Source organism: Pseudomonas sp. C32, from assembly GCF_030417915.1.
Classification (GTDB): Bacteria; Pseudomonadota; Gammaproteobacteria; order Pseudomonadales; family Pseudomonadaceae; genus Aquipseudomonas.
The window spans coordinates 19,582-46,466 of record NZ_JAUHUK010000032.1; the positions used below are offsets into that span (position 1 = coordinate 19,582).

A 26,885-nucleotide genomic window follows, 5' to 3' on the forward strand; every position below is an offset into this window, starting at 1 on the left:
AATGCTGCAAGTCGAAAAACTGCACCAGTACTACGGCGGAAGCCACATCCTGCGCGGCCTGTCGTTTGACGTGAAGGTCGGCGAAGTCACCTGCCTGCTCGGGCGTAACGGCGTGGGCAAGACCACCCTGCTCAAATGCCTGATGGGCCTGTTACCGGCCAAGGAAGGTTCCGTGAACTGGGAAGGCAAACCGATCACCACGTTCAAACCGCACCAGCGCGTACACGCGGGAATCGCCTATGTACCGCAGGGCCGGGAAATCTTCGGTCGCCTCACCGTCGAGGAAAACCTGCTGATGGGCCTGTCGCGCTTCCCCGGCAGCGAAGCCAAAGAAGTCCCGGCGTTCATCTACGAGCTGTTCCCGGTTCTGCTGCAAATGAAAGACCGCCGCGGCGGCGATCTGTCCGGCGGCCAACAACAGCAACTGGCTATCGGCCGCGCCTTGGCCAGCCGCCCTCGCCTGCTGATCCTCGACGAACCCACCGAAGGCATTCAGCCGTCGGTGATAAAGGAAATCGGCGCGGTGATCAAAAAACTCGCGGCCCGGGGCGACATGGCGATTTTGCTGGTGGAGCAATTCTACGATTTCGCCGCCGAACTGGCTGACCACTACGTGGTGATGTCCCGGGGTGAGATCGTGCAACAAGGCCGTGGCGAAAACATGGAGGCCGAGGGTGTGCGCGGGCTGGTAACGATCTGATCTTCGCCGGTTCAAAGAAGCATGAAGCACCAATATGTTGCGTCTTTATCCATGCGACGCCTCCTGTTGGTGCGCGACGACGATCATTAGCGACCTCCTGCCTGCAATCCCCCCGGCACAGCCTTTGCAGAGACCTGCTTACCTCACAGTAAGCACCGACTATGACTCTTCCAGCTTCCGGCGTTTTGTTCACACCCAGTTGGCACGCCGAACTGGAGCTGGGTTATGCCCGATTCGGTGCCAGCACCCGCCCGGTTCTGCGTCGTCATCAAGGCCCGCTGCGGGTGCAGAAGCATCTGTATGCCGAAGGGCCTGAAGTCTGCCAGCACATCATCGTCCATCCGCCCGGTGGCATTGCCGGAGGTGATCGGCTGGACATCTCGGCCAGCGTTGGCACCGACGCCTGGGCACAGATCACCAGCCCCGGCGCAGCCAAGTGGTATCGCGCGGCCGGTGCCGCTTATCAGCAGTTGACGTTGCAGGTGGCGGCCGGTGCGACGCTGGAGTGGGTGCCGCAAGAGACGATCATCTTCAGCGCCGCCCAGGCAGAACTGAGCACCCGCATCGACCTTGAAGGCGATGCGCGGCTGTTCTACTGGGACGTTGTTGCGCTGGGCCGACCGGCCAGTGGCGAGCGCTTCGACCTTGGGCACTTCCAGGCGCAACTCGATATCCGCCGTGACGGCCAGTTGCTCTGGCACGAACGCCAGCGCATTGTCGGGAATGACGGTTTGCTCGATTCGCCGATTGGCCTGGACGGGCAGCCCGTGTTCGCGACCTTGCTGGTGACGGGTGAAGTCGATGGCGATTTGCTGGAGACCTGCCGTTCACTGCCCAACGACGTGCGCGGGGACCTGACGCAATTGCCGGGGTTACTGGTTGCACGGTGCCTGGCCAGTGAAGCGTTGTTGGCGCGGGGATGGCTGATTGATTTGTGGAAGTTGCTGCGCCCGGCATTGCTTGGTCGCGAAGCCATACCACCCAGAATATGGAACACCTGAACACCGATCGCACGATATTCATTCTGCCAAAAATGGACTCCAACGATGGACCTGACCCCACGCGAAAAAGACAAGCTGCTGATCTTCACCGCAGGCCTGGTGGCCGAGCGGCGTTTGGCGCGCGGTGTGAAACTCAACTACCCGGAAGCCATGGCCTACATCTCCGCCGCGCTGCTCGAAGAAGCGCGTGACGGCCGTACCGTCGCCGAGCTGATGCATTTCGGCACCACCCTGCTGACCCGCGAACAAGTGATGGAGGGCATCCCGGAAATGATCCCCGAGATTCAGGTCGAAGCCACCTTCCCCGACGGCACCAAACTGGTCACCGTCCACCAACCCATCGCCTGAGGTCGCGCCATGACTTACTCCATCCGCGATGCCGAGCACGCCGACCTCCCGGCAATCCGCGACATCTACAACGACGCCGTGCTCAACACCACCGCGATCTGGAATGAACAAGCCGTCGACCTGAACAACCGTCAGGCCTGGTTCAGCGCCCGACAAACCCAGGGCTATCCGATTCTGGTCGTCGTCGATGCAGACAATAACGTGCTCGGTTATGCCTCGTTCGGCGACTGGCGCCCGTTCGACGGTTTCCGTCACACCGTCGAGCACTCGGTTTACGTGCGCAGCGACCAGCGCGGTAACGGCCTCGGCCCGAAACTGATGGACGTGCTGATCGAGCGCGCCAAAGGCTGCGACAAACACGTGATGGTCGCGGCCATCGAAAGCGGCAACGCCGCGTCCATTCGCTTGCATGAGCGTGCCGGTTTCGTGATCACCGGACAAATGCCGCAAGTGGGCACCAAATTCGGTCGCTGGCTGGACCTGACCTTCATGCAATTGACCCTCAATCCTGGCGCGCTGCCGCCCAGCATCAACAAGGAGTAAGGCCCGATGAACGCTGCCCAACTGCGACGCGTCAACGTTGAAAGCTTTGCGCATTATCGTCAGGGCCTGATCGACTTATTGCTCGATGCCGTCGGTTACGGCGCCAGCGTCGGCTTTATGGCTGACCTGGATGCGATGCAGGCCCACGCCTATTTCGACGAGGTCCAGGACAACCTCAACAAGGGCAATGTGCTGCTGTGGGTGGTGGTCAAGGACGAACAGGTGCAGGCCAGCGTGCAATTGGGTTTGTGCCAGAAAGCCAATGGCCTGAACCGCGCCGAAGTGCAGAAACTGCTGGTGCGCGAGCATGCACGGCGTCGCGGTCTGGGCCAGCAATTGATGGCAGCTCTGGAACAAGCGGCCCTGCAACACAAACGTGGCTTGCTCTACCTCGACACCGAGGCAGGCTCGCCCGCCGAGGATTTCTACAAGGCCTTGGGCTACACCCGCGCCGGGGCAATTCCCGACTACGCCTGCGACCCGAATGGCTGCTACAAGCCGACCGCCCTCTACTACAAGATTCTCCAAGGAGCCCATTGATGATTCCCGGTGAATACCAGATCCAGAGCGGCGAGATCGAACTCAACGTCGGCCGCCGCACCCTCAGCCTGAAAGTGGCCAACAGCGGCGACCGGCCGATCCAGGTGGGCTCGCACTACCACTTTTTTGAAACCAACGATGCGCTGACGTTCGACCGCGCCGCCAGTCGCGGCATGCGCTTGAACATCCCTGCGGGAACCGCCGTGCGGTTTGAGCCGGGGCAGAGTCGCGAGGTCGAGTTGGTGGATTTGGCGGGGCATCGTCGGGTGTTCGGTTTTGCCGGCAGGATCATGGGTGATCTCTAAGCCATGCCGCGCCAGTACCGGCCCCTTCGCCAGCAAGCCGGCTCCTACAGGGAATCGTATTCCAACACCGCTTTTGCGATGACCTGTAGGAGCTGCCGAGCGCAGCGAGGCTGCGATAGCGAGCAACGCGAGCGGTTTGAATTTCAATTAAATCCCAAGGCATGCGCATGAAAATCTCAAGACAAGCCTACGCCGACATGTTCGGTCCCACCGTCGGTGACAAGGTGCGCCTGGCCGACACCGAGCTGTGGATCGAAGTCGAAAAGGACTTCACCACCTACGGCGAAGAAGTGAAATTCGGCGGCGGCAAAGTGATCCGCGACGGTCAGGGCCAAAGCCAACTGCTGGCCGCCGAAGTCGTCGACACGGTGATTACCAACGCACTGATCATCGACCACTGGGGCATCGTCAAAGCCGACGTTGGCCTCAAGGACGGCCGCATCGCTGCGATTGGCAAGGCCGGCAACCCGGACATCCAGCCCAACGTCAACATCGCCATCGGCGCCAGCACCGAAGTGATCGCCGGTGAAGGCATGATCCTCACCGCCGGCGGCATCGACACGCACATTCACTTCATCTGCCCGCAACAGATCGAAGAAGCGCTGATGAGCGGCGTCACCACCATGATCGGCGGTGGCACCGGCCCTGCCACCGGCACCAACGCCACGACCTGCACGTCCGGACCGTGGCATCTGGCGCGCATGCTCCAGGCCGCCGACGCGTTCCCGATGAACATCGGCCTCACCGGCAAAGGCAACGCCAGCCTGCCGGAACCGCTCATCGAGCAGGTCAGGGCCGGTGCCATCGGTCTCAAGCTGCACGAAGATTGGGGCACCACGCCGGCGAGCATCGACAACTGCCTGACGGTGGCTGATCAGTTCGACGTACAAGTCGCGATCCACACCGACACCCTTAACGAGTCCGGTTTCGTCGAAACCACCCTTGCCGCCTTCAAGGGCCGCACCATCCACACGTACCACACCGAAGGTGCCGGTGGCGGTCACGCGCCGGACATCATCAAGGCTTGCGGCTTTGCCAACGTGCTGCCGAGTTCGACCAACCCGACCCGACCCTTCACCCGCAACACCATCGATGAACACCTCGACATGCTCATGGTCTGCCATCACCTGGACCCGAGCATTGCCGAAGACGTGGCCTTCGCCGAAAGCCGTATCCGTCGCGAAACGATTGCCGCCGAAGACATCCTGCACGACCTCGGCGCGTTCTCGATGATCAGCTCCGACAGCCAGGCCATGGGCCGCGTCGGCGAGGTCATCACACGCACCTGGCAGACCGCCGACAAGATGAAAAAACAGCGCGGTCCGCTGCCGCTGGACGGTGAAGGCAATGACAACTTCCGCGCCAAGCGCTACATCGCCAAATACACCATCAACCCGGCGATCACCCATGGCATCAGCCATGAAGTGGGCTCGGTCGAAGTCGGGAAATGGGCCGATCTGGTGCTCTGGCGTCCGGCATTTTTTGGCGTGAAACCGACGCTGATTCTCAAGGGTGGTGCCATCGCGGCCAGCCTGATGGGCGATGCCAACGCTTCGATCCCGACGCCGCAACCGGTGCATTACCGTCCAATGTTTGCCAGCTTCGGCGGCTCGCTGCACGCCACCAGCATGACCTTCATCAGCCAGGCGGCACAGGAGGCGGGATTACCGGAAGCGTTGGGGCTGAAGAAGAAAATCGCCGTGGTCAAAGGCTGTCGCGATGTGCAGAAAACCGACCTGATTCACAACGATTACCTGCCGAGCATCGACGTTGATCCGCAGACTTACCAGGTCAAGGCTGACGGCGTGTTGTTGTGGTGTGAGCCCGCAGAAACGTTGCCGATGGCGCAGCGTTATTTCCTGTTTTAAGCAGGATTGCGCGCAGAAAAAGCCCCGATGACACATCACTGTCATCGGGGCCAGGTTCAAGCAATCAGCTGCTTTGCTTGACGGTAAAAGGGATTTCAGTCCTTTGCAGTTTTGCCCGGTCCATTGCTTCCTGCGTCAGTTTTAGCACCAGTGCGTTTGTTTCCGCATCAATAAGCGCAAGCTGCGCCACATAGTCCTCTTCACCCATGACACGCCCCGGTGCGTAGTCACTTTCCGGTTTCCCCAACTCAGCGGCTAACGCCTTGATGTCTGCATTGAGCCGGGTGGTCTCCTCCACCGACAAAGTGACCGCTTCGGCCCTTTCGTCCAGCGCTATCTTGTATTCGGTGGTTGCATCGATTCGACGACGCAAACGACTGAACGCCTCACGGTTGGATCCTTCCACATACGTTCTCCACAAGGGCTGTTGCGCTATCGAGTCGCGTAACAGCGCCCCTTCCTCCAGCGCCTGAATCCGTTGCGCAGCCGCTTCGATCATCTGCGGCGTCACACCGGCGATCTTGCGAAACTGCATGCCGCGCGCCTGCCACGGCAGGTCCAGTCGCTGCGCCAGATCCGTCATGTAAGCCAGATGAACCTCCACCTCATCGATTGTCCCGGTGACTTCACCGTGTGCATTCACCTGCCTGAAGCGTTCGCCTGCCGCCAGACGTTCGGCGACACGACGACGAGCAATGGCACCAATCTCATCGAGTCGTGATTTACCCCGGGCGAGGCTTAACAGTTCGGCTTCGACCAGGTCTTCGCTGAGCAGCGCGTAAGCTTCATGGACCAACACTTCGATGCCCATCGCATTGAACAGTTGAGTCCCTCCGTCTACACACTGGGCGGGGGCAATGGCTTCGTTGAACAGTTTTTCACGCAACTCAGTGTTCTCAGCCATCGCTTCGAGCATTCGCCAGACTTTGCCGGTCAGGTCGATCTGGTACGCACCTCCAGCCGTGAAGTCAGCGGATTGCGTCAACCTCCTGATCCCATCGAAAAACTTCACGGAGTGGTACTCATCCTCTATCGCGTCCCATATGGGTTGCCTTGCGTTCCATTCCTCTTCGGTCAACCCCTCGTCCCACAAGGCACTGTCTACCGGCCCACGCGGCGGATACGGACGATCAGGCTCCAGGCCAACTGATTCGGCATAAAGCCTCAGTGTGTCCAGGCTCTGCGACGAAATCCACGCCGGTTCGCGACTCAACCGGGTGCGCGTGAGCAGTTCAGCACGAAATGAGCCCGGGGCAACTTCGGGAATCTGAAGGAGTCGATTGAAACGCAGATCCAGGTAGATACGCCGGGGACGTGGCTTCGAGAAAAACCCTACAGGCCAGCGGTCAATCTCGGTTCCCACCAACGCCAGAATCTCCAGATTCGGCATCTGGCTGATATTCGGCACCAACCCCAACGGATTGCCATTCATTTCCAGCCATTGGAGCCTCGTCAGGTTTTTCAAACGCGCAACGGCGCTGTGGGTCAGTTCGATCTGGTTGTCATTGAGAAACAGGTGCGTGAGAAACCGCATCTCACCCACTTCATGGGGCAGGCGATTAAGCAGGTTGCCGGTAAGGTCCAGATTTCGCACTCGACCGAAGGACGCAAGAAATCGAGACTGACTGGCCAGCAGGTTGGTTTTACGCAGGCTTAATCGCGTTACATGATCAAAATTGCCCGGTAACTCCGGCAGTTGCACAAGATGCCGACTCATCGGCAGATCATCCAGGACAAGCGCTTGCGGGCGGATGACTCCAGGCACTTCGATCCCTTGTGGTCCGACTCGCTGCCAGCACTGCCTGATCAATTTGTACAGGCGATTTCTGGACTCCCACTCGGCCACACCCGCCGGGCTGAACCGAAACGACACCGTTTGGGAATTGATCCATTGCTGCAGAGTCCGGTTCAACTGATCGAACTCGGTTTCCAATGCCCTGTGCCGCAGTTCGACTGCCGCATTATCCTGCCCGAACCCGGCCAGCAGCGTTTCAACCTGCTCACGGGCAAAACCCGGATACAACGAACCGGCGCGCCGCTGAAACCCTGCCCTCTCGATGGCTTGCCGCGCGTAACCTTGCATGCCGCCCCGCAACTTCATGATGTCGGGATCGTAATGCGGTTTGCGGATCGGGTTCTCCAGCAGGATCGGTTCAAGCCGTTCGTGACTCAGCGGTTTTCCTCGAACGGCCTCCTCTAGCCTCGTCGCTTCATGGGTATCAAAACCCAACGCCGTGCGTTGCGTGTCGGGCAAGGCATGCAGCACCGCAGCATAAAAACTGTCCTGACCGTGCAGGTGCTGATCGCGCTCGTCACGCGCCTCGAAGCGGCCCTCTTCATCCCGGATCAATATTTTTCGTGTCGGCGCGTTTTCTGACCCAATGCTGTCGAACAAGGCTCCTTGCGCAGAAAAGTCACGAATTTCCAATCGCAGGTCCCTTGACCAACCCGGCAATGTTTCCAGGGTGTGCAGGGCCAATCGAGTTGTATCCGGATTATGCAGTTCTGTGAGGTAAAGCCCCTCATAGGCACGGTTCAGACGCAATTGCTGTTGCGCCTGTTCAGCCTTTCGAGACAGCGCCAAAGGCACCCGCTGTTTGTCGCTCATGTGTTGCACGTCGGCAGGGTCCGCGTTGCGCAGCAGCTCTTCGGACAGGATGGTCGACAGTCCCGAGGTGTCACCCTTGAGTCGATTGACCAACGGATTGGTCGAGCCTTCACGCTGCGCATACAAGCTGTCGAACAGGTACTTTTTGCGCTTTGCTGCCTGCCCGGAAAGTTGCTTGCGCAACGCTTCGACGCGCGCCTGCCGATCACCCGACAGCCACTGCCCCAGCAGCTCACGCTGGCCTTCTTCATTCAGGAAGTCGATGACCCCTTCAGGCAGTTTTCCTGCGATGAGTTCCTGACGACTTATCTTCAATGTGTCGGCCGGGACTGCGTCGAAAGATCCCTCCTTGGTCGAGGCACCGGAAAAGTCGGCCCCTTCGAACACTTCAATGGCCTTACCCTGTGGCCAGCCGGATAACTCAGTCATGAAACGGGGCAGCAATCCCGCCCAGTCGGCATTGACTCGATTGGCCAGAATGTATGCTTCACACGCCTCGGCGTCGGCGTATGCCTTGAAGCGTTTTATCGTGTCGCCCAACAGTGCAGGTATGGTTTCCTGTTCGACATGCATTCGGCGCAACGCACTTTCGTCCACGCCACTGACGCTCAGAATCTGCTCCAGGGTTTCATCGGAGAATCCGTCAACAGACGCTCCCAAACGCCGGAGCACTGTCTCCTTGTCCCATTCCAGCGGCTTGTCGAGTTCCGTCTTCCAGGTGCCGACCCCGTTATGCTCCAGCAACGGCTGATAAGCATCAGGCCGGGTCGGGTGCGCAAGTCGCTGCTGTCCTGTCGCCGGTTCTTGCTTGACCGCATAATGCCTATCGTCGATCCGCAGCAGATCCTGCCCTTGATGCCGGTACAGTCCATCGTCACTGGCCACCGTGTTTTCGGGCACGACGGCCGGATGCTCGTAAGGTTTCAAGTCAGGGTTCCAGAGCTTTTCTCCCTCCCCGAATGCCACCGGCTTAAGACCCTCGACAAACGGCGACACTTTGACCGGGCTCACCACCCCGCCCGGCACAGCATGCCCGGCACCCATGAGTGCCAGTTGAGCGAAGTTGATCAAGACGCCATTGATATACGCGGCCCCTTCTTCCGTATCACCTTTGCTCCAGTCTTCGATCCCCTCGGCCAACTCTGCCAGCATTTGCGCGACCATGATGCCCAGCACGACCTCGCCTAAACCGGGGACGAGCATTGCGCCGAAATTGAAAATGTTCCAACCGATGTCGAGATAGCTGGTCAGGCGTTTGAACCGCGTCGTTGCGTCTTCATCGCCGGTCGGCACGGCAATGCTGCGCGCATCGGCGATGGCGTTGTCGCGTCGGTCGATGAACAGGCGCAACCATAAATCCCCGACAATGACGTTGGTGATGGGCTCGGCATCGGGATTCTCGACCGCCGTTTCTCGCCACCAGGGGCCCATGTCGAGGGGTTCGCGCTGTGCCCATGTGAAGGTCTTGAGGCGTTCGTTGACCCGGGCGAAGAAATGCCCTTTGTCCCTGTGCGCGATGAACCGGCTGAAGAACGCTTGATAGTTCGAGTCTCGCAACTGGCTGATGAGCGCCTTCATGAAGTCGGTCAGCGATGCGTATTCCTTCAACGGATGGTCCGGGTCATCCGGCACGTAGGCGATCAGCGGACCGGTCAAGCGACTCTGCTGATGAAGGTCATCGTTGCGATTGAGCTCATTGACCACACCCTTTGGCCCATTGGCGAAGTACGCTTGCAAAAGCTTGAATTTATCGTAGGCGTTACCACTCAGGCCCGGGATACGTTCAGACCAGTCAGTCCAGAACTTCCATTGCGCTGGGGTCAACGCATCGATCGCCCGCTTGATCTGCAAAGGCTCGGCGACAGCACTGAACAGCACAATGCCGGTCAGTCGGAATCCCATCAGCGACAGGCGATGACTGAGCAACGGCCGATCATGCAGCGAGACATTGGTGTGGCCGCTATGCAGCTCCAGCAATTTTCCATACGCCTGTGAGCTGACGTCGCCTTTCAATAGCGCAATCCGCGCAGCCACATGGAAAGCAGACTTTTCACTGGCCACCGACTCCTGCTGCAACCTCTGTTTGGCCTGGGCAGAAGTTGGCAACAAGATGGATTGGATGTGTTTCTGATATTGCCCACCGATATCCAGCTCCCGACATAACGTCGCGAAACCTGGCAACGTGATCGCCGCCTCGCGCACGAGATTGCCGCGCGCATCCTTGCTGTAGACACCGGAACTGTTTCGATAGGCGTTCTGTTCGGTTTCGGACGCTTCGAAGTTGTGCAGCGCGGCTTCCACAATCGTTGAGGTGCGCACACGACTGGCGCCGGTATCGATGCCGAAGATGATTGTGCTCGGCACTTCAAGTTGGACGGTCAGGTCATCAACGTTCCAAGAGGTATTGAATGTCGACTGCAACCCCTTGCTCAGCAAAGGCTTGGCAAACGCGCTGATGTCGTGCTGCAAGTCGCCGAGCGTCTTGTCCAGTTGCCCTTGCAGGCGCCAGCGCTCGTCCATCAACGCTTTGAGTTCTCGGCGATCGGCTTCTGACGCGTCTGCATGCCAATCCGGCATCGCCGGTTTGGTTTCGACCAGCGTTTTCAAACGCGCAATCGGAGCCGTTTTTATTGCCGGCGGTATCGCTTCGAGTACGCGGTTGTAATGAACTCCCTTGTTGTCGTTCGAAACGGACTCGGCGTTTTCTATCGAATTGCTTCCATGCAAATCGGCCATTGTTGGTTCACTTTTATAACGAATTGGGAGCCACCAGCTTATTCACGGTACGCCCAAATAAAAGTCAAAAAAAACGTGGATCCAACCGCGTCAAATGGCTCGTTTCGTTCGAAAAACACGCTGCCGAAAATACATATGTACCGCCCGCCCGGCCCTTGCTTATGCCGTCGAACGCACGGTCATGTTTTTCTCGCCAAAGGGTCTACTATTTCGACTCGTCCCCTTGTTTCATGCCCAGGTAACCGTCATGCGCCTTTCCGAGTTCATCGTCTTGAATGTTGATCGCATCGTCGATGAGTGGGAGCAATTCGCCAAAACCATCACCCCGGCCGCTGACACCATGGACAGCGTTGCCTTGCGCGATCATGCACGTTCGATTCTGTTGGCCTCGGCACGGGACATGAACAAACCGCAGACGCCCAGTGAGCAAGCCGCCAAGGCCAGAGGTGAAGGGCCGGAGAAAACCCCGAGCCTCGACGAGGCCGGCGCCAGCCATGGCGAACTTCGGCATACCGTGGGTTTTGATTTGGTGCAGATGACCAGCGAATTCCGCCATCTGCGCGCCTGTGTGATCCGATTGTGGGTCGACAGCCTCGAGTCCCCGGACCTGACTTACTTCCAAGACATGATCCGCTTCAACGAAGCCATCGACGAAGCCCTGGCGGAATCCACGGCCACTTATGCCGAGCAGGTCAATCGCTCGCGGGACATCTTCCTGGCGATCCTCGGCCATGACCTGCGTGCACCGCTGCAAGCGGTGAGCATGTCCACCGAAATCCTGCTGCGCAAAGCAACGCTGGAAGGGGATGCGCTCAAGTGCGCAATCAACATCAAGCGCGGCACCGGACACCTGGCAATGATGGTCAGTGATTTACTGGAACTGGTGCGCAGCCGCCTCGGCAAAAGCCTGCCGATCGAGCCGGCGTCCATGGACCTGGCCGAAGTGGCACAAGAAGCGATTGCCCGCGCCTGTGCCGGACAGCCGGAATGCGATCCGACCCTGACGATTACGGGCGATACCCACGGTGCGTGGGACCCGCGACGGCTCGATCAAATGCTGCAAAACCTGATCGGCAACGCGCTGCAGCATGGTTCGAACAAACGCGAAGTGACGCTGACCCTCAGCGGCGACGCACGCAGCGTGCGGCTGACGGTGCACAACCACGGCCTGCCGATTCCCGTCGACGCGATCCCGACCCTCTTCGACCCGTTGGTGCGCAGCGCCAGCGAAGAACTCGGCGAGCCGACCACCAGCCTCGGGTTGGGGCTGTTTATCGTCAAGCAAGTGGTGGATGCGCATCAGGGAACGATTGAAATCAGTTCCAATGAGGCGGATGGGACGACGTTTACCGTGGTGCTGCCACGCAAAGTGCAAACTCAACAGCACACGTAGGAGCTGCCGAAGGTTGCGATCTTGTTTTTCATGACCACCCAGGGGGCCAAAGATCAAAAGATCGCAGCCTTCGGCAGCTCCTACACCAACAACCGCCCCAACCGCTGCCTCAACATCCGGTTCTCCGCCCGCAGTTGCCGGACCTCTTCGAGCAGGTCCAGCGCCAGGGCGACGCCTTCCCATTCCAGGTCAAGATCGCGCCGCAGCTTGGCGGCGCGTTTGGCCAGGGCCAGCTCGTAGTCGGTGAAGCGCCAGTCCTTGGGCTGAGCGCCCTGAGGTTCGAGGATGCCGTGTTCGACGATTTCGATCACGTAGACGTCCGTCAGGTCGGTCGCCTCACAGAATTCTGCCAGGTCCAGTTGAACGATCAGGGGACTGCTCATTGTCAGCGACTCCTTGGTTCTATGGGATCAAAAGTTCTCACGCGGATCGAACGCGGCTTTTTTCGCCAGTTCCTGCCACAGGGCCTTGATGTCATCGTCCGATTTCTTCGGCATGACCGCCTTCAGCTGCACGAACAGGAACCCACGCTCACCGGCCTTGTTCATCAAGCCATGGCCCTTGGCGCGCATGCGCTGGCCGTTCTGGCTGCCGGCCGGGACCTTGAGGTTGATCTTGCCGGTCAGGGTCGGCACGGCGACTTCAGCGCCCAGCGCCAGCTCCCACGGTGCCAGCGGCAAGGTGATGATCAGGTTCTCGCCTTCGACGTCGAATTTCGGGTGCGGCGCAAAACGGATCGTCAGGTACAGGTCGCCATTGGCACCGCCACCGACACCCGGCGCGCCCTGCCCCTTGAGGCGAATACGCTCGCCATCGGCCACACCGGCCGGGATCTTCACGTTCAGGCTTTTGCTGGTGTTGCTCACATGCTGGCCGGCCGCATTGTATTGCGGCACCTGGAACGTGACCTTCTTCGATTCGGTCGACAGTGTTTCTTCGAGAAAAACCCCAAGTTCCATTTCCACGTCCTGCCCTCGACGTCCGGTGCTCCGACGTGGCTGTTCGCCACCAAAACCAGGCCCACGGTTGCCGAAGATCGAACTGAAGAAGTCCGAGAAATCGCCCGTGTCCTGGCCACCGCCACCGAAACCGCCACGGCTCTGCCAGCCCGGTGGTCCCTGGAACGGTTGGCCATGCTGGCCATAGCGGCGCAGGTCGTCGTATTCGGCGCGCTTGTCGGCGCTTTTCAGCGCTTCATAGGCTTCCGATGCGTCCTTGAACTTGGACTCGGCGTCCTTTTCCTTGCTGACGTCGGGGTGGTACTTGCGCGCCAGCTTGCGATAGGCGGCCTTGATCGCCTTGTCGTCTGCGGTCGGTTCCACACCGAGAATCTTGTAATAGTCTTTGAAGTCCATCGCGGGAATCACCATCCGTTATCAAAATCGCGCCACCGTCGCAGCATGCGCTTGTTTGCAGCCTTGAGGTTGACCGATCTCAGTGTAGTGACCGGGCGGCGCAGCAAAAATTTATCGGCAGCAGGCGGGGCTTCTTGCGACTGCCCAGCGGCTGACCGGTTGATGCAGGGTAGTTTGGGGGTGAACGGTCGTCTTTCAAGGATCATCAGGCGAGATTTAGCAGATAACCGGCCTTCGAATCTGTCGCGCACTGACATACACTGCGCGGCCGTTTTTTAACCGGAACCTGAAAGACATGAACAACGCATCTCCAGCCCGTGCCTTGGGTATCGACTTTGGCACGTCCAACTCTACTGTCGGCTGGCTGCGCCCCGGCGTGGAAACGCTGATCGCGCTGGAGGACGACAAGATCACCCTGCCGTCGGTGGTCTTCTTCAATATCGAAGAGCGCCGCCCGGTATACGGCCGACTGGCCCTGCACGAGTACCTGGAAGGCTACGAAGGCCGCCTGATGCGCTCGCTCAAGAGCCTGCTGGGTTCCAAGCTGATCAAGCACGACACCAGCGTCCTCGGCACGGCGATGCCGTTCAAGGACCTGCTCGGGCTGTTCATCGGCCAGCTCAAGAATCGCGCCGAAGCCGCCGCCGGTCGGGAGTTCGAAGAAGTGGTGCTGGGCCGTCCGGTGTTCTTTGTCGACGATGACCCGATGGCCGACAAAGAAGCCGAAGACACTCTGGTGGACGTGGCTCGCAAGATCGGCTTCAAGGAAGTCTCGTTCCAGTACGAACCGATTGCCGCCGCGTTCGACTATGAGTCGACCATCGAAAAAGAAGAGCTGGTGCTGATCGTCGACATCGGCGGGGGTACCTCTGACTTCTCGCTGGTGCGCCTGTCGCCGGAGCGTCGGGGTGTGGATAACCGCCACGAGGACATCCTCGCGACCGGTGGTGTGCACATCGGCGGAACCGACTTCGACAAACAGCTCAGCCTGCAAGGCCTGATGCCGCTGTTCGGCTACGGCAGCCGCATGAAGAGCGGCGCCTACATGCCGACCAGTCATCACATGAACCTGGCGACCTGGCACACCATCAACTCGGTGTACTCGCAGAAATCCCAGCTGGCCCTGGGCAGCATGCGCTACGACATCGAAGACACTGGCGGCATCGATCGCCTGTTCAAGCTGATCGACCAGCGCGCCGGGCACTGGCTGGCGATGGAAGTGGAAGAAACCAAGATCCAGCTGACCCACGCCGAAAGCCGCCACGTGCCACTGGACCGCATTGAAGCGGGCCTTAGCGTGGACCTGAGCCGTGCACTGTTCGAGTCGGCCATCGACAACCTGCTCGAGCGCGTGCGCAACAGTGTCACCCAACTGCTGGCGGACGCCGACGTGCGGGTCGATCAGGTCGATACGGTGTTCTTCACCGGCGGTTCGAGCGGGATTCCGGCGCTGCGCAACAGTGTTTCGGCGATGCTGCCGAAGGCGCGGCATGTGGAAGGGAACATTTTTGGCAGTATCGGCAGTGGCTTGGCGATTGAAGCGGCCAAGCGATACGGCTGAGGAGCAGCTGCAAGCCTCTAGCTGCAAGCTTCAAGTAAAAGCAGGGCGGCGCTTGCTCTTGGCTTTTACTTGCAGCTTGAAGCTTGAAGCTTGTGGCTGCCGTCAGACCATCCCCACCTGCTTCAACTCACTCTTCAGGTACGCGTAGTAAATCGGCCCCGCCACCACCCCCGGCAGGCCGAACGCGGCCTCGAACACCAGCATCGCCAACAGCAACTCCCACGACTTGGCACTGATCTGCCCGCCGACGATGCGCGCGTTGAGGAAGTATTCGAGCTTGTGGATAACGATCAGGTAACCCAGGGCCGCCACCGCCACCCAGATCGACAGCGACAGGCCGACGATGGTGATCAGGGTGTTCGACATCAGGTTGCCGATCACCGGCAACAGGCCGAGCAGGAACGTCAGGACGATCAGGGTTTTGGTCAGTGGCAGCTTGATGCCGAACATCGGCAGGATCACCGCCAGGAAAATCCCGGTGAATACGGTGTTGAGCAGGGAAATCTTGATCTGCGCAAACACGATGTTGCGAAACGCCTGGACCAGCAGGTGCAGACGTTCGAACAGCGCCGCCGCCAGCGGTTTGCGCTTGGTCAGGTCCGGCACACGCTGCAAGGCAATGATCGCACCGAGCACCATGCCGATCAGCAAGGTCACGAACATGTGCGCCGCGTCCTTGCCCACCAGTTGCAAATCGCTGAGGTGCTTGCTGACCCACTCGCCAATCGCTACGCGGAACTCCGCGGCACTGGCCGGCAGGTAGGCGTCGATGAACGGCGGCAGTTGCCCGCGCGCGCGGTCGACCACTCCCATGAACTTGTCGAGGGAGGCGCCGGGGTTTTCCGCCTCGTGCAGCAGGAAGCTGAAGGCACCGGCAAAGATCAGCGACAGCACGCTGACAATCAGGGTCCCCAGCAAGGCCACCGCCAGCCAGCGCGCGCGTCGGCCTTCGATCAGCCGTTGCAGTTGCGGGGTGAGCATGTTGACCAGTTCGAAGACCAGCAATCCGGCCAGCAGGCTGGGTAACAGGCGCAACGGCAGCACCAACAACAAACCACCAAAAATAATGATCCAGCTGATAACCAGCAAAACTTGACGTTGAGAAAACGTTGGCATACAGCCTCAAAAACGAACGGCGTAAAAGGATTGGCAGTCTGCCAGCGATCCGGTGTGAGCACTAGGGATTGTGTGGGGCGACCTTGGTCGAGGGTTAAAGCTTTGTAGTGCCTCAACCGGCCTCATCGCGAGCAAGCTTGCTCCTACAACACCGGACATTGTGGGAGCTCGCCGGCTAGCGATGAGGCCAGCACAGCTGCCACTGTCCTTGAGCCGTTTTACCGCTTCAGGCAATTACTCATGAACGCCTTGCGCTCATCGCCCCTGAGGAGTTTGGCCGTGGCGTTCGCGTTGCAGTTTTTCATTTTCTCTTGCTGAGGCGTCAAGGCTGTTCCCGCCTCGTTGGCCGCCGGGGCCGCTTTCAGACAGTTGCTCATGAAGGCTTTGCGCTCATCGCCCTTGAGGCTTTTGGCCGTAGCGTCGGCATTGCAGGTGGTCATCTTCTCCTGTTGGGCCGTGTTGGCGGCGAAGCCCTGGGAGCACAGCAGCAAACCGACGATCAACAACGGGGCACGCAATATCTTCATGGAGATTTCTCCTTGTTGCCGCACCGACAGACACGGCCTTGCACTGAAGTGTAGACAACACCTGTTACACCTTCCTGTTCTGCAGGTGGCTGCGTCGATATTGCTCCGGCGTGCATCCGGCCTGCCGCTGGAACATCGCGATGAATGCCGAACCGGTGCTGTAGCCCATGTCGAAGGCGATTTCCTGAATACTGCGCTGGCTGTCCAAGGTCTCGATGGCCGCGAGAAACCGCAGGCGCTGGCGCCACTCGCCAAAACTCATGCCCAGCTCGCGCACAAACTGTCGCGCCAGTGTGCGCTCGCTGACATGGATGCGCGCCGCCCACTCCGACAAGGGCCGGTTGTCGCCAGGCTCGGCCTGCAGCGCCTCAAGGATGGCGAACAGTCCGGAACTGCTGGCGTAGGGCAAATAGCACTCATGTACCGGCGCCTGCTGTAGTTGATCCACCAGCACCTGAGCCAGACGTTTATCCGCCGCCTGTTCGGGGATTTTCACGTCCCGCGCGGCGAAGTCCTTGAGGATGGCCTTGAGAATATCGCTGATGGCCAACGTGCAGGCCTGTTGCGGCAACTCATGGCACAACGGCGGCGCGAGACAGACGGCGCGGTAGTTGATCGGCTGGTTGCTGTAGAAACTGTGCTCGGTCTCAGGCGGCACCCACACCGCGTATTGCGGGGGCGACATGAAACGGCTGCTGCCGATCTGCATGTGCAAGACCCCATTGGCCGAATACTCGAGCGTGCCCCAAGGGTGCCGGTGTGGCGCGGCGTATTCGTGGGTGTTGAAGTCGGCGTAACGGAAGTACACCGGGGCCGGCAATTCGCTGAAATCCAGCAAGTCGATGTGTTTACTGGTCATGCTGTCCGGAATCAGGGATGGGTTGTCTGGATTGAAGTATAGGCTTGTATCCAGACAAGGGATAATTGCCCCTCATTAACGTTCTGGTTTTCCCCGATGCAATACGCTTATCCCCTGCTGGCCATTTTTATCTGGGCTGGCAACACCGTGATCACCAAAATGTCGGCCGGGGCGATTTTCCCCGCCGAAATCGGTTTCTACCGCTGGCTGCTGGCCGGGTTGCTGTTCACGCCTTTCATGCTTAAACCAGTGCTCAGCCATTGGCCGAAGATCCGCGCGAACCTGGGCAAGATCTTTGTCCTCGGTGTGCTCGGCATGGCCGTCTACCAAAGCCTGGCGTACTTCGCCGCCGCCCTGACTTCCGCCACCAACATGGGCATCATCCTGTCGCTGATGCCGCTGATGTCGTTGGCCATGGCGATCATCAGCCTCGGTCAACGCCTGACCCTCGGCGCCTTGGCCGGTGCGGTACTGTCGTTCGCCGGAGTACTGGTGGTGGTGTCGTCCGGCAGCCTCGGCACACTGCTGGAACACGGCGTGAACCTGGGCGACGCAATGATGCTGATTGCCACACTCGCTTATGCGATCTACAGCACCTTGCTGAAAAAATGGCAGCTGAAACTGCCGCCGCTGGTGTTGCTGTACTTGCAGATACTGGTGGCCGTAGTGGTGCTGTTCCCGCTGTTCCTCGCCTCGGAAAAAGTCGGCCCGACGCTGCATAACATTCCACTGGTGCTTTACGCCTGCCTGTTGGCTTCGATGGTCGCTCCCTGGGCGTGGATGCAGGCCGTGGTGCGTTTGGGACCGAGCCGGACCACGCTGTTTTTCAATCTGCTGCCGTTGATCACCGCGCTGATTGCGGCGGTGGTGCTGCATGAGCAGTTGGCGATGTATCACTTGGTGGGCGGGATGCTGACGTTGGGCGGGGTGATTCTTTCCGAGCGCTGGACGACGGTGTTGAGCCGCCGCTGATTAATTGTGGTGAGGGAGCTTGCTCCCGTTCGACCGCGCAGCGGTCGCCATCAATTGAATAGGGGCTGCTGCGCAGCCCAGCGGGAGCAAGCTCCCTCGCCACAGGGCGGTCTAAAGACCCGCCGCACTCAGCCGCGCCGCATGCTCGACAAACAACCGAATCGGCTCAGCCCCCTTCCCCACCAACCCCAACGACTGATTGACGATGTCGAAGTGATCCAGCGGATACTCATCGCCAATCACCGTGCCGAGGTGCGAGCTGTAGCGTCCGACCATACCGTCGCAATGCCCGGCTTCGCGCACGAAGGTTTTGGCGAACAACCGGCAACTGCGATTGGTGCCGTCCAGCAGATTGCGTCCACGGTCGGTAATGCCCGGTTGCAACGTGCCGGACCAGGAGTAATAACGCACGCCGTTCACCTCCTCCGGCCCGTGCCCGCCCCAGGTTTCGGGCAGGCCCTGTGGATATCGTTGATTGAACAGCGCCACACCTTCGGTGGTGAGGGAATGATGGGAGGCATGGATATCCACCGGCAGCTTCGGCCCGCGATAGCCGGTTTCCAGCAGGCACATCAACGCGTTGACCATGTGCAATAGAAAGGTCAGCAGCCGGCCGCAGACGCTGTCATGGGGATAGTGTCGGTGCAGATAATCGGCAAGTTCCGAACCGTGATTCGGCCCCGCCACCGAAGTGACCGAGGCGACCAGGTCCGGGCGCTTGGCCGCCGCATAGCGAGCGGTCAGTGAGCCTTGGCTGTGGCCGATCAGGTTGACCTTGGCGGCGCCGGTTTCCCGCAGAATCTCTTCGATTCGCGCCATCAATTGCTCGCCACGTACTTCACTGGAATTGAGCGGTGAAACCTGCACCGCGAACACCACCGCACCGCCACGGCGCAACGCCTCGACGATCCCGTACCAGTACGGATACAACACCAGACGAATAAACCCGAGCATTCCCGGGACCAGCACCAACGGATAGCGCGGGGCAGAACCTTGCGACATGGGCGGACGTCCTTGTGATCGGTGAGATGACGCAAGGCAGGATGCAAGACATCCGCCAAGCATCACCAGCGAAGATGACAACTCGACGACCAGTCTATGACATCCGCCCTACTTCAGCCCCACCACGCCTGCCACGATCAGCCCGACCGACACCAGCTTGACCGCGGTCAAGCTCTCGCCCAGCAGCGCGAAACCGAGAAACACCGTGCCCAGCGAACCGATGGCGGTCCAGATCGGGTACGCGATACTCACCGGTAACTCGCGCATGGCCAGGGTCAGGAAGTAAATCCCGCCCACGGCGGCCGCCACAGTGATCAGCGACGGCCAGAGCCGGGTGAAGCCTTCGGCGTACTTCATGCCCATGGCGAAAGTCACTTCGAACCCGGCGGCGACCAGCAAAAACAGCCAGGCCATCTAGAGCTCCCTGACCAACGCCAGCAGGCGCTGTTCGGCCTCGGCCGCCGAGATTGCGAAGGTGCGCTCGGCGGACTCCTCGCCCTCGGCAGCCACCACGGTGACATCGGTGATGCCGATGAACCCGAGCACCGTGCGCAACAACGTATCGGCATGATTCAAGGCTTCCAGCTCACCACCCGGGCCAAACCCGAAACCGCCGCGACTGGTGATGATCAGCGCTTTTTTGCCTTGCACCAGCGGTTCGTACTGCGCCACGCCATTGTCCAGCGTGTGATTGAACGTCAGCCCTACGCGAACAATCTGATCGATCCAGGCCTTGAGGCCACTGGGCACGCTGAAGTTGTGCATCGGCGTGGAAATCACCAGCAAATCGTGGCCGAGCAATTCGTCGACGAGTTGGTCGCTGAGCGCCAGATCCGCCTGCATCGTCAACGGTCGTGCCTCGGGTTCGGGATAGAACGCGGCGGCCACAAACGCTTCATTGACCGGTGGTATCAACACCCGACCGACTTCGCGGCGGGTCAGTTTCGACTCTGGGTACCGAGCCTGCCACGCGGACAAAAACACTTCCGCCAAACGCCGCGAATGCGACCGTTCACCTCGTGGACTGGCATGAACAGCAAGAATTCTACTCATCTGAATCTCCTCAGGTCTAAACTCGAACGGCTTGTGGCTTGCAGCTTGAAGCTCGCGGCTGCCCCACTTCAAATGAGCAAAAATCAGTCAGGGTGAATTCATTTCACCCATGGAGTTTCAAATGTTTGCCTCGCTGCCGTTGACGGCCCTGCGCGCCTTCGAGTCCGCCTCACGCCTGCTGAGTTTCAAGGCCGCCGCCGAAGAACTGTCAGTGACACCGACAGCGGTGTCCCACCAGATTCGCTCACTGGAGACCTGGCTCGGCGTGCCGCTGTTCGAACGTTTGCCCCGCCAGGTACGCCTGACCGAGTGCGGCGAACGACTGTTCCACAGCCTGCACGGTGCATTTCTCGACGTGGCGCAAAGCATCGACACCCTGCGCCCGCAGCGCAATGGCGCGAATCTGACGATCTCCACCACCGCCGCCTTCGCCGCGCTTTGGCTGGTGCCACGGCTGGGCCGCTTTTATGCGCAGCATCCGACGATCAATATCCGCCTGGACACCCACTGCGAAGTCATCGATCTGCATCAGGACGCCAGCGTCGATCTGGTTGTGCGCTACAGCCTCGACGATTATCCGAACCTGTATGGCTTGTGCCTGTTCGATGAGTTCTTCGGCGTGTACGGCTCACCGGAACAGGTCGCCTTGGCGAGCCGTCGCACACCGACGTTGATCAGCGTGCGTTGGCACAATTCGAAACTCTATGCCCACGGCTGGGAGGCCTGGTGCGCGCGCTCCGGCGAAACCTGGCTGACGGGCCAGCCCGCCGTGCGCGAATACGATGAAGAGCATTACTCCCTGCAAGCAGCGATTGCAGGGCAAGGTCTGGTGCTGGCGAGCAATATTCTTGTTTCGGAAAGTGTGGCCAGCGGGTTGCTGGTCGCTTATCGGGGAGAGGTGCAGGTCGACGGCGCGGGATACAGCGCCCTGTGTGTGCCGGGGCGCGAACGGCATCCGCCGGTTCGGGCGTTTTTTGCGTGGCTGGGTGAGGAGGCGATGATGTCAGGACATGCGTTGCGTTGACGGGAATTAAACTTTATTGAACTACTTACATTAAAAACCGCAGACAAAACATAAAACAAAATCAACAGTTACAAACTCAAACTAGACTTTAAATTAAATAAACTTAATCTACCAACACGGCCAACCGGCCGATTTAACAAACAAGTAAAGGATTACTTATATGCTACTCGAACAACGACTTGAGTTTCTTGATTCCCTACCATCGCTGCCTATCTTGACGCAGAGCGCGACGCCTACAATTCGGGTATTCGCGGCCGACTCCGAACACGACATCAACAAGCCGACCGCCAGTGTCATGCCTGACACAATTGACGCTTTCATGCCCGGCGTCCCGCAACAGATCATCGATGACGTAAATCTCAGCAAATTAATCATGCAAAACGCGGCCACCCAAAAATTCCCCGAAGATGCGCAGCTTTTCGAATGGTACAAGTATTACGTCAATGGTCTGAGCAAACTGGGCTGGGTCATTCAAAGTAAAGACATCCAAGAAGTCACCATCAGAAGGGTGGGACTGACAATGGATCAGGTTGCACTGGAAGTGGCGGCTGGGCTAATTGGCCCTAACGCTGCCGCGGTGCTCGCCAATGTCGCGAAAATAGCCGTGGATGCGGTACAGAACAATCCTGGCGCCATTAAAATCTTCGACCGCAATACAAAGCTGGGTGCTCAGGCAAAATTCGATATCGCCCCGGTCTGGCTTGATAACAGCGGAAATCCGAACATGATCCTTAACTGTATTTCACTGGATGCAAGGGAGAGCACTCGCGGCATCCTGTTCTGGAAATCGACCCGTCAGTCCACCACTATAAAAACCGGCGCCGTGCGTACTTACCTGGACAGCAAAGTCTTTTCCGGTCTGCGGGATAATTTGTACAGCAAGTACAGTGAGGCGGGAAAAAAATTCATTGAAGACCTTCCCGACTTTGGCGACTTCTAATTTTAATCGGCAATAAAACAGTCGATTAAAAACAACTCACTCAACCTCACACGGCACACATCATGAAAACTAGCGCATTTGATAGCTATCTTGTTAGCGGCAACATAACGATTTTTGTCGGATCACATACCGACAATTTTAAAAAAGATATTTTAGCGTCCAGCCTACTCGCTGAATTGGTAGCCGAACAACAGAGCAATGATCGCATCGCTTCCTTGCCAACTTACACAGACACACTTAAAAAAGTTGGCTGGATACTCAACAGCCGTTCCTCGCAGCGTATTGAATTTATCAATAGCAGCCTTTTTGATGTGATAGATGAAAGCGTCGGGAGTGCTTTGTCACAAGACAATCGAAAAGAACTCGCCAACGCTTTCTCTCAAATTGCGGCGCTATCCAATGACTCCACAGCGTACAAGGAAATCGTTGAAAAACTTCAGAAAAACGCAAAAGCAAACACGGCTTCAAGCGCGGCACTGCTGACGATTGTTCGCAACGATAAAACCGTGGTTACCCTACAAATGACATTCGAAACGGCCGAGGCGCTTGCAACGAACATCCTCAACCTGCCTGTTCTGAATGCCATCACCGACCGCAAGACCAATGTCTGGATGGTATGCAGCGCACTGGATGCTCGTCATTACAACGATGTCCGAAGTGAAGTCCTGAAGAAACTGGGTCGCAAAATCGAAACTGAAATACTGCACATCCAACCCCCCCAGCAGTGACTTCAAGACCCCGCCTCACAAGCCGTTCAAGCGCCCCTGATTTTAAACCGGCGGCGCTTGAACACTGCTAACGGACGCGGATCAGTGTTTAACCGTCTTCGGCACATTGCCCGCCTTCATCTGCTCCAGCAACGGTGCGCACTGACTCGGCTCCCCGCCGCTCGGTGCCACCAGTGCGAGCAAACCCGCCGCCGGTGCGGCGATCACGCCCAGCGCAACCATCCCCGCGCCGCGCAGCATCAACGGCACGGCTTTGACCCCGGCATCTGGCTTGATGAACTTGCCTCGCACATACAGCGGCGAGCGCAAGGAAATCAAACGCCAACCCTTGGATTCCGGGGTGACGGTCAGGTCCAGTTGCTCGGTTGCCATGTTCGCCGTGCCATCGATGTAGACAATGGCGTTCTCGGTATCGAAGACGAACAGACGGACAGTCGCCAAGCCGGACTCGATGCCGAAATCGGCCGCCGCGCAGTTGATCTTCACTTCCTTGTCACCAAAGATCTTGCCGACCACGTAATTGCCGACGTTCAGACCCGCCAGCTCCATCAGTTCGCGACTGATGGCGCCATCGTTGATCAGCATCTTCAGGTTGCCATTGGCGCTGCCCAGCAGTTTGGCCACCGAGTTGCCACGCCCGGTGATATCGGCATCGCCATTGAGCTCGCCGAAGCTGGTTTTCATCGGTTCAAAGGTCGGGAACAGTTGCTTGAGCTTGAACCCGCGCGCGGTGAGTTTTGCCCGGCCTTCCAGCGGGTCGGTACGACCGTTCAGGCGAATCTGCGCATCGAGATTCCCGCCAGCGACACCAAAGCGCAGCGGCTCAAGGCTGAGCACGCCGTCGGTCAGTACCAGGTGTGTGTAGAGATCGTTGAACGGCAGTTTTTCGCTGTGGACGATGCGCTTGCCGGTGAATTCCACATCGGCGTCCATGTCGCGCCAGCGATCGGTTTTGAATTCTTCGACCGGCAGCACTTTATCGGTCGGTTGCTTGCTGTCGCCACCCCGGGCCTTTTGCTCGGCATTGGAATCGGCACCGATCAGCGGGGCGAGGTCGGTAAACAACACTTGATTGGACAGCAGCGCGCCGCTGAGCTTCGGTCGGGGTTTGCTGGCAACGTAGGTCAGATTGCCGTGAATATCGCTGTCGCCGATCTTGCCGTTGAAGTCTTCATAGCGATACACCGCGCCGCCGGGTTCATGCAGCTTGCCAATCAGGTGACCGTCGGTGGCGTAGGGCGGCGTGTCCGGCAGGGTGATGCCGGTCAACGGATAGAGATTGCCCAGGCTGGTACCGGCGAGTTTCAAGCGCAGATCCAGGGCGCCAAGGTTCATCGGATCGGTCAGGGTGCCGGCCAACTCAATGCTCGAGTCCGCCACCTTCACCTGCGCCTGAAGCGGAAACGGTCGGGTGGAATCCTGCAAGGCCAACAATCCGCCGATCTTGCCCTGCCCCGCGAGTTTCTCGCCGTGATACTGGCCGTTGACCTTGAGGGCGAACGCATAGTCCTGCGGGACCGCGCCTTGCGCCTGCGCGGTCTTCGTCGCTTTGACACCGACGATGTCGCTGAAGGGAATCGGTTTACCCAGCGGATCGATAAGCACATCGAGCCGGGTCTTGAGGTTTTGATCGTCGAGGGTGACATGGCCCTTGTCGAAACCGATCGCGCCGATGTCGACCACCCAATTCGACGGTTCGGCGCTCGGGTCCTTGGGATCGAACTTGAAGGTCCAGTTGGCGCGCCCGTCAGCCAGGCGTTGCAGGCTGGCGTTCGGTTCGGTGAGGTCGATGCGCGGAATCACCACTCGCTGCGCCAACAGCGCCAACGGCGAAATGCGCAATTCGACGCGCTTGAGGGTGACCATCTGCGGCGCCTTGGACCAGTCCGGGTTGCCCAGGCTCAAGTCCTCCGCCACCACATGCGGCCACGGCACCCACGCACGCCAGCCCCCTTCATCGGGCTCACGCTGCCAGACCACCGACAGATTGCCGTTGATGGCAAACGCCCGGTGCAGCTCTTCCGAGACTTTGGCATTGAGGGGCGGTTTGATCCGGTTCCAGTCAAAAAACACGATGACCAGCACCAACACCGCCAGCAAGACAACGAGGCTGGCGAAGGTCCAGGCGAGAATTTTACGAGTGCGCGTCATTGCACAGAGCTCCTGATACGACCGAGCGCCCGGACCGCGACGCCTGGTGAAACGGTGAGCCGTAAGCGGCCCCCATGGAATCTACGACTGAAAAAACCCGGGCAGGTTTAGTCGAAAGACCGATTTTGCCGAAATCCGCCAGTCCAGTCATGACCAATCAGTCAATTCGCGTTATCGACCCTGCCCCTTTGTACCGCGAGCGCGGGGTGAAAATACCCAAGCCGGTGCAAAAGCGCTCCCCGGAAACGCCCGGTCTAGAGCCCCTCCAGCGAACAATCAATTCCGTTGATTATTACCATTGCGTTTATGAACTTTTATATCGATTTATCGAGAGTAGCATTGCCCTCGTACCCACTTTCTCGCACTCCCCTGGAGCAAAACAATCATGAAACGCCAATTACTGTTAAGCCTTACCCTCTCGATGCTGGCCAGCACCGCTTTCGCTCTTCCGGCCGCTGACCAGGCGACCCCGCAAGTAAAAGCCAGCCACTCGGTATTCAGCCAAACCGTTGCCGCTGATGGTTCGGACCGTACCCCACAAGGCCAAACCCTGGCAGAAGGCGGTAACGATCGCCTGAAAGAAAAAGGCCTGATCACTCAGGACGGCTCGGATCGCACCCCACAAGGCCAGACCCTTGCAGCTGATGGCTCGGACCGCACTCCACAAGGTCAAACACTCGCTGAAGGCGGTGGTGATCGTGTGATCGAACGCAACAGCGCTCTGAGCTAAGCCCCATGGCCGCTCAGAAAAAAAGCCCAATCAACGGATTGGGCTTTTGACTTTATAGCGATCCAGATAACAGACGCAGCACTTCCCCGCTTGATCCCCTCGATAGTCGTTCGACGCCGACAAAGCCGATTTGCTAGAGTGCGCCGCTGTCCCTGTCCAGAAAACACCTTGCGATGCTGCCCCGCGCCGAACAGAAACAACAGACCCGTAACGCCCTGATGGACGCTGCCCGGCGCTTGATGGACGGCGGCCGAGGATTCGGCAGCCTGAGCCTGCGCGAAGTGGCGAAAACCGCCGGCATCGTACCCACCGGTTTCTACCGGCATTTCGCCGACATGGATGAGCTGGGCCTGGTATTGGTCAGCGAAGTCGGCCAGACCTTTCGCGAAACCATTCGCCTGGTGCGTCACAACGAGTTCGTGATGGGCGGCATCATCGACGCTTCGGTGCGGATCTTTCTCGACGTGGTCAGCGCCAACCGTTCGCAGTTCCTGTTTCTCGCCCGTGAGCAGTACGGCGGCTCGTTGCCGGTGCGCAAGGCGATTGGCCGTTTGCGCGAAGACATCAGTTCGGACCTCGCCGCCGATTTGTCGCTGATGCCGAAACTGCAACACCTGGACATCGCCGGCCTGAACGTCATGGCCGACCTGATCGTCAAAAGCGTGTTCGCCACCCTGCCGGACATCATTGATCCACCGGCCGAAGCGCTGCCTGAGCATCTGACGCCCCAGGCGAAAATCACCCAGCAACTGCGCTTCATCTTTATCGGTCTGAAGCACTGGCAAGGGCTCGGCAGCACCGAGTAGTTTCTGTGGATGAAATCCT

25 protein-coding genes are annotated in these 26,885 nt (G+C 59.0%); 15 read left to right on the top strand and 10 right to left on the bottom strand.

Annotated features, from left to right (window positions below; genetic code table 11):
• Position 1 precedes the first annotated feature (1 nt).
• From urtE to ureC, 7 genes are all read left to right on the top strand, one after another.
• Positions 2–700: an urea ABC transporter ATP-binding subunit UrtE gene (gene urtE, locus QYH43_RS25720; protein ID WP_095056307.1), complete on the top strand. Its 699-nt coding sequence runs from the start codon at positions 2–4 to the stop codon at positions 698–700.
• A gap of 161 nt (positions 701–861) precedes the next feature.
• Positions 862–1,701, top strand: coding sequence for an urease accessory protein UreD (locus tag QYH43_RS25725; protein ID WP_095152285.1), 840 nt, complete (start codon positions 862–864; stop codon positions 1,699–1,701).
• 45 nt (positions 1,702–1,746) lie between these two features.
• The gene (ureA, locus tag QYH43_RS25730) at positions 1,747–2,049 is read left to right on the top strand and encodes an urease subunit gamma (protein WP_095152284.1); all 303 of its coding nucleotides are present in this window, start codon (positions 1,747–1,749) and stop codon (positions 2,047–2,049) included.
• A 9-nt stretch (positions 2,050–2,058) separates the two neighbouring features.
• Positions 2,059–2,592, top strand: a complete 534-nt coding sequence (locus tag QYH43_RS25735) for a GNAT family N-acetyltransferase (RefSeq protein WP_301158393.1) — start codon at positions 2,059–2,061, stop codon at positions 2,590–2,592.
• Positions 2,593–2,598: 6 nt separating this feature from the next.
• Positions 2,599–3,132, top strand: a complete 534-nt coding sequence (locus tag QYH43_RS25740; protein WP_301158394.1) for a GNAT family N-acetyltransferase — start codon at positions 2,599–2,601, stop codon at positions 3,130–3,132.
• Positions 3,132–3,437, top strand: coding sequence for an urease subunit beta (locus QYH43_RS25745; protein ID WP_095056312.1), 306 nt, complete (start codon positions 3,132–3,134; stop codon positions 3,435–3,437). Before QYH43_RS25740 ends, QYH43_RS25745 begins: the two co-directional genes overlap by 1 nt.
• Before the next feature lie 167 nt (positions 3,438–3,604).
• Complete coding sequence (gene ureC / locus QYH43_RS25750) at positions 3,605–5,305, top strand: urease subunit alpha (protein ID WP_095152281.1); 1,701 nt, start codon at positions 3,605–3,607, stop codon at positions 5,303–5,305.
• A gap of 64 nt (positions 5,306–5,369) precedes the next feature.
• Here the strand turns inward: ureC and QYH43_RS25755 are convergent, their stop codons facing one another.
• A complete protein-coding gene (locus tag QYH43_RS25755; protein ID WP_301158395.1) occupies positions 5,370–10,649 on the bottom strand; it encodes an NEL-type E3 ubiquitin ligase domain-containing protein in 5,280 nt (1,759 codons plus the stop codon).
• Between the two features lie 247 nt (positions 10,650–10,896).
• Here QYH43_RS25755 and QYH43_RS25760 point away from each other — a divergent pair, with 247 nt between their 5' ends.
• Complete coding sequence (locus QYH43_RS25760) at positions 10,897–12,042, top strand: sensor histidine kinase KdpD (RefSeq protein WP_301158396.1); 1,146 nt, start codon at positions 10,897–10,899, stop codon at positions 12,040–12,042.
• Between the two features lie 80 nt (positions 12,043–12,122).
• On the opposite strand, the gene QYH43_RS25765 is transcribed toward QYH43_RS25760, so the two are convergent.
• Together QYH43_RS25765 and QYH43_RS25770 are read right to left on the bottom strand one after the other, a co-directional pair.
• Positions 12,123–12,425, bottom strand: a complete 303-nt coding sequence (locus tag QYH43_RS25765; RefSeq protein ID WP_095152278.1) for a chaperone modulator CbpM — start codon at positions 12,423–12,425, stop codon at positions 12,123–12,125.
• 27 nt (positions 12,426–12,452) lie between these two features.
• Positions 12,453–13,397 (bottom strand): DnaJ C-terminal domain-containing protein, encoded by a 945-nt coding sequence (locus QYH43_RS25770; protein WP_095056318.1) that lies wholly within the window; start codon positions 13,395–13,397, stop codon positions 12,453–12,455.
• 295 nt (positions 13,398–13,692) lie between these two features.
• On the opposite strand from QYH43_RS25770, the gene QYH43_RS25775 reads away from it, so the two are divergent.
• A complete protein-coding gene (locus QYH43_RS25775; RefSeq protein WP_095152276.1) occupies positions 13,693–14,958 on the top strand; it encodes an Hsp70 family protein in 1,266 nt (421 codons plus the stop codon).
• Between the two features lie 102 nt (positions 14,959–15,060).
• Here QYH43_RS25775 and QYH43_RS25780 read toward each other — a convergent pair whose 3' ends face one another.
• The 3 genes from QYH43_RS25780 to QYH43_RS25790 all read right to left on the bottom strand — a co-directional run bounded on the left by QYH43_RS25780 (position 15,061) and on the right by QYH43_RS25790 (position 17,460).
• Positions 15,061–16,074, bottom strand: a complete 1,014-nt coding sequence (locus QYH43_RS25780) for an AI-2E family transporter (protein WP_095056320.1) — start codon at positions 16,072–16,074, stop codon at positions 15,061–15,063.
• 218 nt (positions 16,075–16,292) lie between these two features.
• Positions 16,293–16,601, bottom strand: a complete 309-nt coding sequence (locus QYH43_RS25785) for a PsiF family protein (RefSeq protein WP_301158397.1) — start codon at positions 16,599–16,601, stop codon at positions 16,293–16,295.
• Between the two features lie 64 nt (positions 16,602–16,665).
• Complete coding sequence (locus QYH43_RS25790) at positions 16,666–17,460, bottom strand: helix-turn-helix transcriptional regulator (RefSeq protein WP_301158398.1); 795 nt, start codon at positions 17,458–17,460, stop codon at positions 16,666–16,668.
• A gap of 96 nt (positions 17,461–17,556) precedes the next feature.
• Between QYH43_RS25790 and QYH43_RS25795 the strand changes: the two genes are divergently transcribed.
• A complete protein-coding gene (locus tag QYH43_RS25795; protein ID WP_095056323.1) occupies positions 17,557–18,432 on the top strand; it encodes a DMT family transporter in 876 nt (291 codons plus the stop codon).
• Between the two features lie 111 nt (positions 18,433–18,543).
• Here the strand turns inward: QYH43_RS25795 and QYH43_RS25800 are convergent, their stop codons facing one another.
• From QYH43_RS25800 to QYH43_RS25810, 3 genes are all read right to left on the bottom strand, one after another.
• Positions 18,544–19,434 (bottom strand): triacylglycerol lipase, encoded by an 891-nt coding sequence (locus tag QYH43_RS25800; protein WP_095152273.1) that lies wholly within the window; start codon positions 19,432–19,434, stop codon positions 18,544–18,546.
• Between the two features lie 108 nt (positions 19,435–19,542).
• Positions 19,543–19,848, bottom strand: coding sequence for a multidrug efflux SMR transporter (locus QYH43_RS25805; protein ID WP_095056325.1), 306 nt, complete (start codon positions 19,846–19,848; stop codon positions 19,543–19,545).
• Positions 19,849–20,487, bottom strand: coding sequence for an FMN-dependent NADH-azoreductase (locus QYH43_RS25810; RefSeq protein WP_095152272.1), 639 nt, complete (start codon positions 20,485–20,487; stop codon positions 19,849–19,851).
• Between the two features lie 109 nt (positions 20,488–20,596).
• Between QYH43_RS25810 and QYH43_RS25815 the strand changes: the two genes are divergently transcribed.
• From QYH43_RS25815 to QYH43_RS25825, 3 genes are all read left to right on the top strand, one after another.
• Positions 20,597–21,511, top strand: coding sequence for a LysR substrate-binding domain-containing protein (locus tag QYH43_RS25815; protein WP_177450580.1), 915 nt, complete (start codon positions 20,597–20,599; stop codon positions 21,509–21,511).
• 160 nt (positions 21,512–21,671) lie between these two features.
• Positions 21,672–22,451, top strand: coding sequence for a hypothetical protein (locus QYH43_RS25820; RefSeq protein WP_095152270.1), 780 nt, complete (start codon positions 21,672–21,674; stop codon positions 22,449–22,451).
• Positions 22,452–22,513: 62 nt separating this feature from the next.
• A complete protein-coding gene (locus QYH43_RS25825) occupies positions 22,514–23,179 on the top strand; it encodes a hypothetical protein (RefSeq protein WP_095152269.1) in 666 nt (221 codons plus the stop codon).
• A gap of 81 nt (positions 23,180–23,260) precedes the next feature.
• Here QYH43_RS25825 and QYH43_RS25830 read toward each other — a convergent pair whose 3' ends face one another.
• On the bottom strand, positions 23,261–25,330 hold the full coding sequence (locus QYH43_RS25830; RefSeq protein ID WP_095152268.1) for an AsmA family protein: 2,070 nt from the start codon (positions 25,328–25,330) through the stop codon (positions 23,261–23,263).
• A 385-nt stretch (positions 25,331–25,715) separates the two neighbouring features.
• Between QYH43_RS25830 and QYH43_RS25835 the strand changes: the two genes are divergently transcribed.
• On the top strand, positions 25,716–26,060 hold the full coding sequence (locus QYH43_RS25835) for a hypothetical protein (protein WP_095152267.1): 345 nt from the start codon (positions 25,716–25,718) through the stop codon (positions 26,058–26,060).
• 173 nt (positions 26,061–26,233) lie between these two features.
• Positions 26,234–26,866, top strand: coding sequence for a TetR family transcriptional regulator (locus tag QYH43_RS25840; RefSeq protein ID WP_095056332.1), 633 nt, complete (start codon positions 26,234–26,236; stop codon positions 26,864–26,866).
• The last annotated feature ends 19 nt before the right edge of the window (positions 26,867–26,885 follow it).

Coding starts and splice junctions, on each gene's coding strand:
- QYH43_RS25725 (WP_095152285.1), top strand. CDS start 862: ATGACTCTTCCAGCTTCCGGCGTTTTGTTCACACCCAGTTGGCACGCC.
- QYH43_RS25800 (WP_095152273.1), bottom strand. CDS start 19,434: ATGTCGCAAGGTTCTGCCCCGCGCTATCCGTTGGTGCTGGTCCCGGGA.
- QYH43_RS25840 (WP_095056332.1), top strand. CDS start 26,234: ATGCTGCCCCGCGCCGAACAGAAACAACAGACCCGTAACGCCCTGATG.
- QYH43_RS25760 (WP_301158396.1), top strand. CDS start 10,897: ATGCGCCTTTCCGAGTTCATCGTCTTGAATGTTGATCGCATCGTCGAT.
- ureC (WP_095152281.1), top strand. CDS start 3,605: ATGAAAATCTCAAGACAAGCCTACGCCGACATGTTCGGTCCCACCGTC.
- QYH43_RS25745 (WP_095056312.1), top strand. CDS start 3,132: ATGATTCCCGGTGAATACCAGATCCAGAGCGGCGAGATCGAACTCAAC.
- QYH43_RS25775 (WP_095152276.1), top strand. CDS start 13,693: ATGAACAACGCATCTCCAGCCCGTGCCTTGGGTATCGACTTTGGCACG.
- QYH43_RS25835 (WP_095152267.1), top strand. CDS start 25,716: ATGAAACGCCAATTACTGTTAAGCCTTACCCTCTCGATGCTGGCCAGC.
- QYH43_RS25820 (WP_095152270.1), top strand. CDS start 21,672: ATGCTACTCGAACAACGACTTGAGTTTCTTGATTCCCTACCATCGCTG.
- QYH43_RS25795 (WP_095056323.1), top strand. CDS start 17,557: ATGCAATACGCTTATCCCCTGCTGGCCATTTTTATCTGGGCTGGCAAC.
- QYH43_RS25805 (WP_095056325.1), bottom strand. CDS start 19,848: ATGGCCTGGCTGTTTTTGCTGGTCGCCGCCGGGTTCGAAGTGACTTTC.
- QYH43_RS25755 (WP_301158395.1), bottom strand. CDS start 10,649: ATGGCCGATTTGCATGGAAGCAATTCGATAGAAAACGCCGAGTCCGTT.
- QYH43_RS25815 (WP_177450580.1), top strand. CDS start 20,597: ATGGAGTTTCAAATGTTTGCCTCGCTGCCGTTGACGGCCCTGCGCGCC.
- QYH43_RS25785 (WP_301158397.1), bottom strand. CDS start 16,601: ATGAAGATATTGCGTGCCCCGTTGTTGATCGTCGGTTTGCTGCTGTGC.
- QYH43_RS25830 (WP_095152268.1), bottom strand. CDS start 25,330: ATGACGCGCACTCGTAAAATTCTCGCCTGGACCTTCGCCAGCCTCGTT.
- QYH43_RS25825 (WP_095152269.1), top strand. CDS start 22,514: ATGAAAACTAGCGCATTTGATAGCTATCTTGTTAGCGGCAACATAACG.
- urtE (WP_095056307.1), top strand. CDS start 2: ATGCTGCAAGTCGAAAAACTGCACCAGTACTACGGCGGAAGCCACATC.
- QYH43_RS25735 (WP_301158393.1), top strand. CDS start 2,059: ATGACTTACTCCATCCGCGATGCCGAGCACGCCGACCTCCCGGCAATC.
- QYH43_RS25765 (WP_095152278.1), bottom strand. CDS start 12,425: ATGAGCAGTCCCCTGATCGTTCAACTGGACCTGGCAGAATTCTGTGAG.
- QYH43_RS25740 (WP_301158394.1), top strand. CDS start 2,599: ATGAACGCTGCCCAACTGCGACGCGTCAACGTTGAAAGCTTTGCGCAT.
- QYH43_RS25780 (WP_095056320.1), bottom strand. CDS start 16,074: ATGCCAACGTTTTCTCAACGTCAAGTTTTGCTGGTTATCAGCTGGATC.
- QYH43_RS25810 (WP_095152272.1), bottom strand. CDS start 20,487: ATGAGTAGAATTCTTGCTGTTCATGCCAGTCCACGAGGTGAACGGTCG.
- ureA (WP_095152284.1), top strand. CDS start 1,747: ATGGACCTGACCCCACGCGAAAAAGACAAGCTGCTGATCTTCACCGCA.
- QYH43_RS25770 (WP_095056318.1), bottom strand. CDS start 13,397: ATGGACTTCAAAGACTATTACAAGATTCTCGGTGTGGAACCGACCGCA.
- QYH43_RS25790 (WP_301158398.1), bottom strand. CDS start 17,460: ATGACCAGTAAACACATCGACTTGCTGGATTTCAGCGAATTGCCGGCC.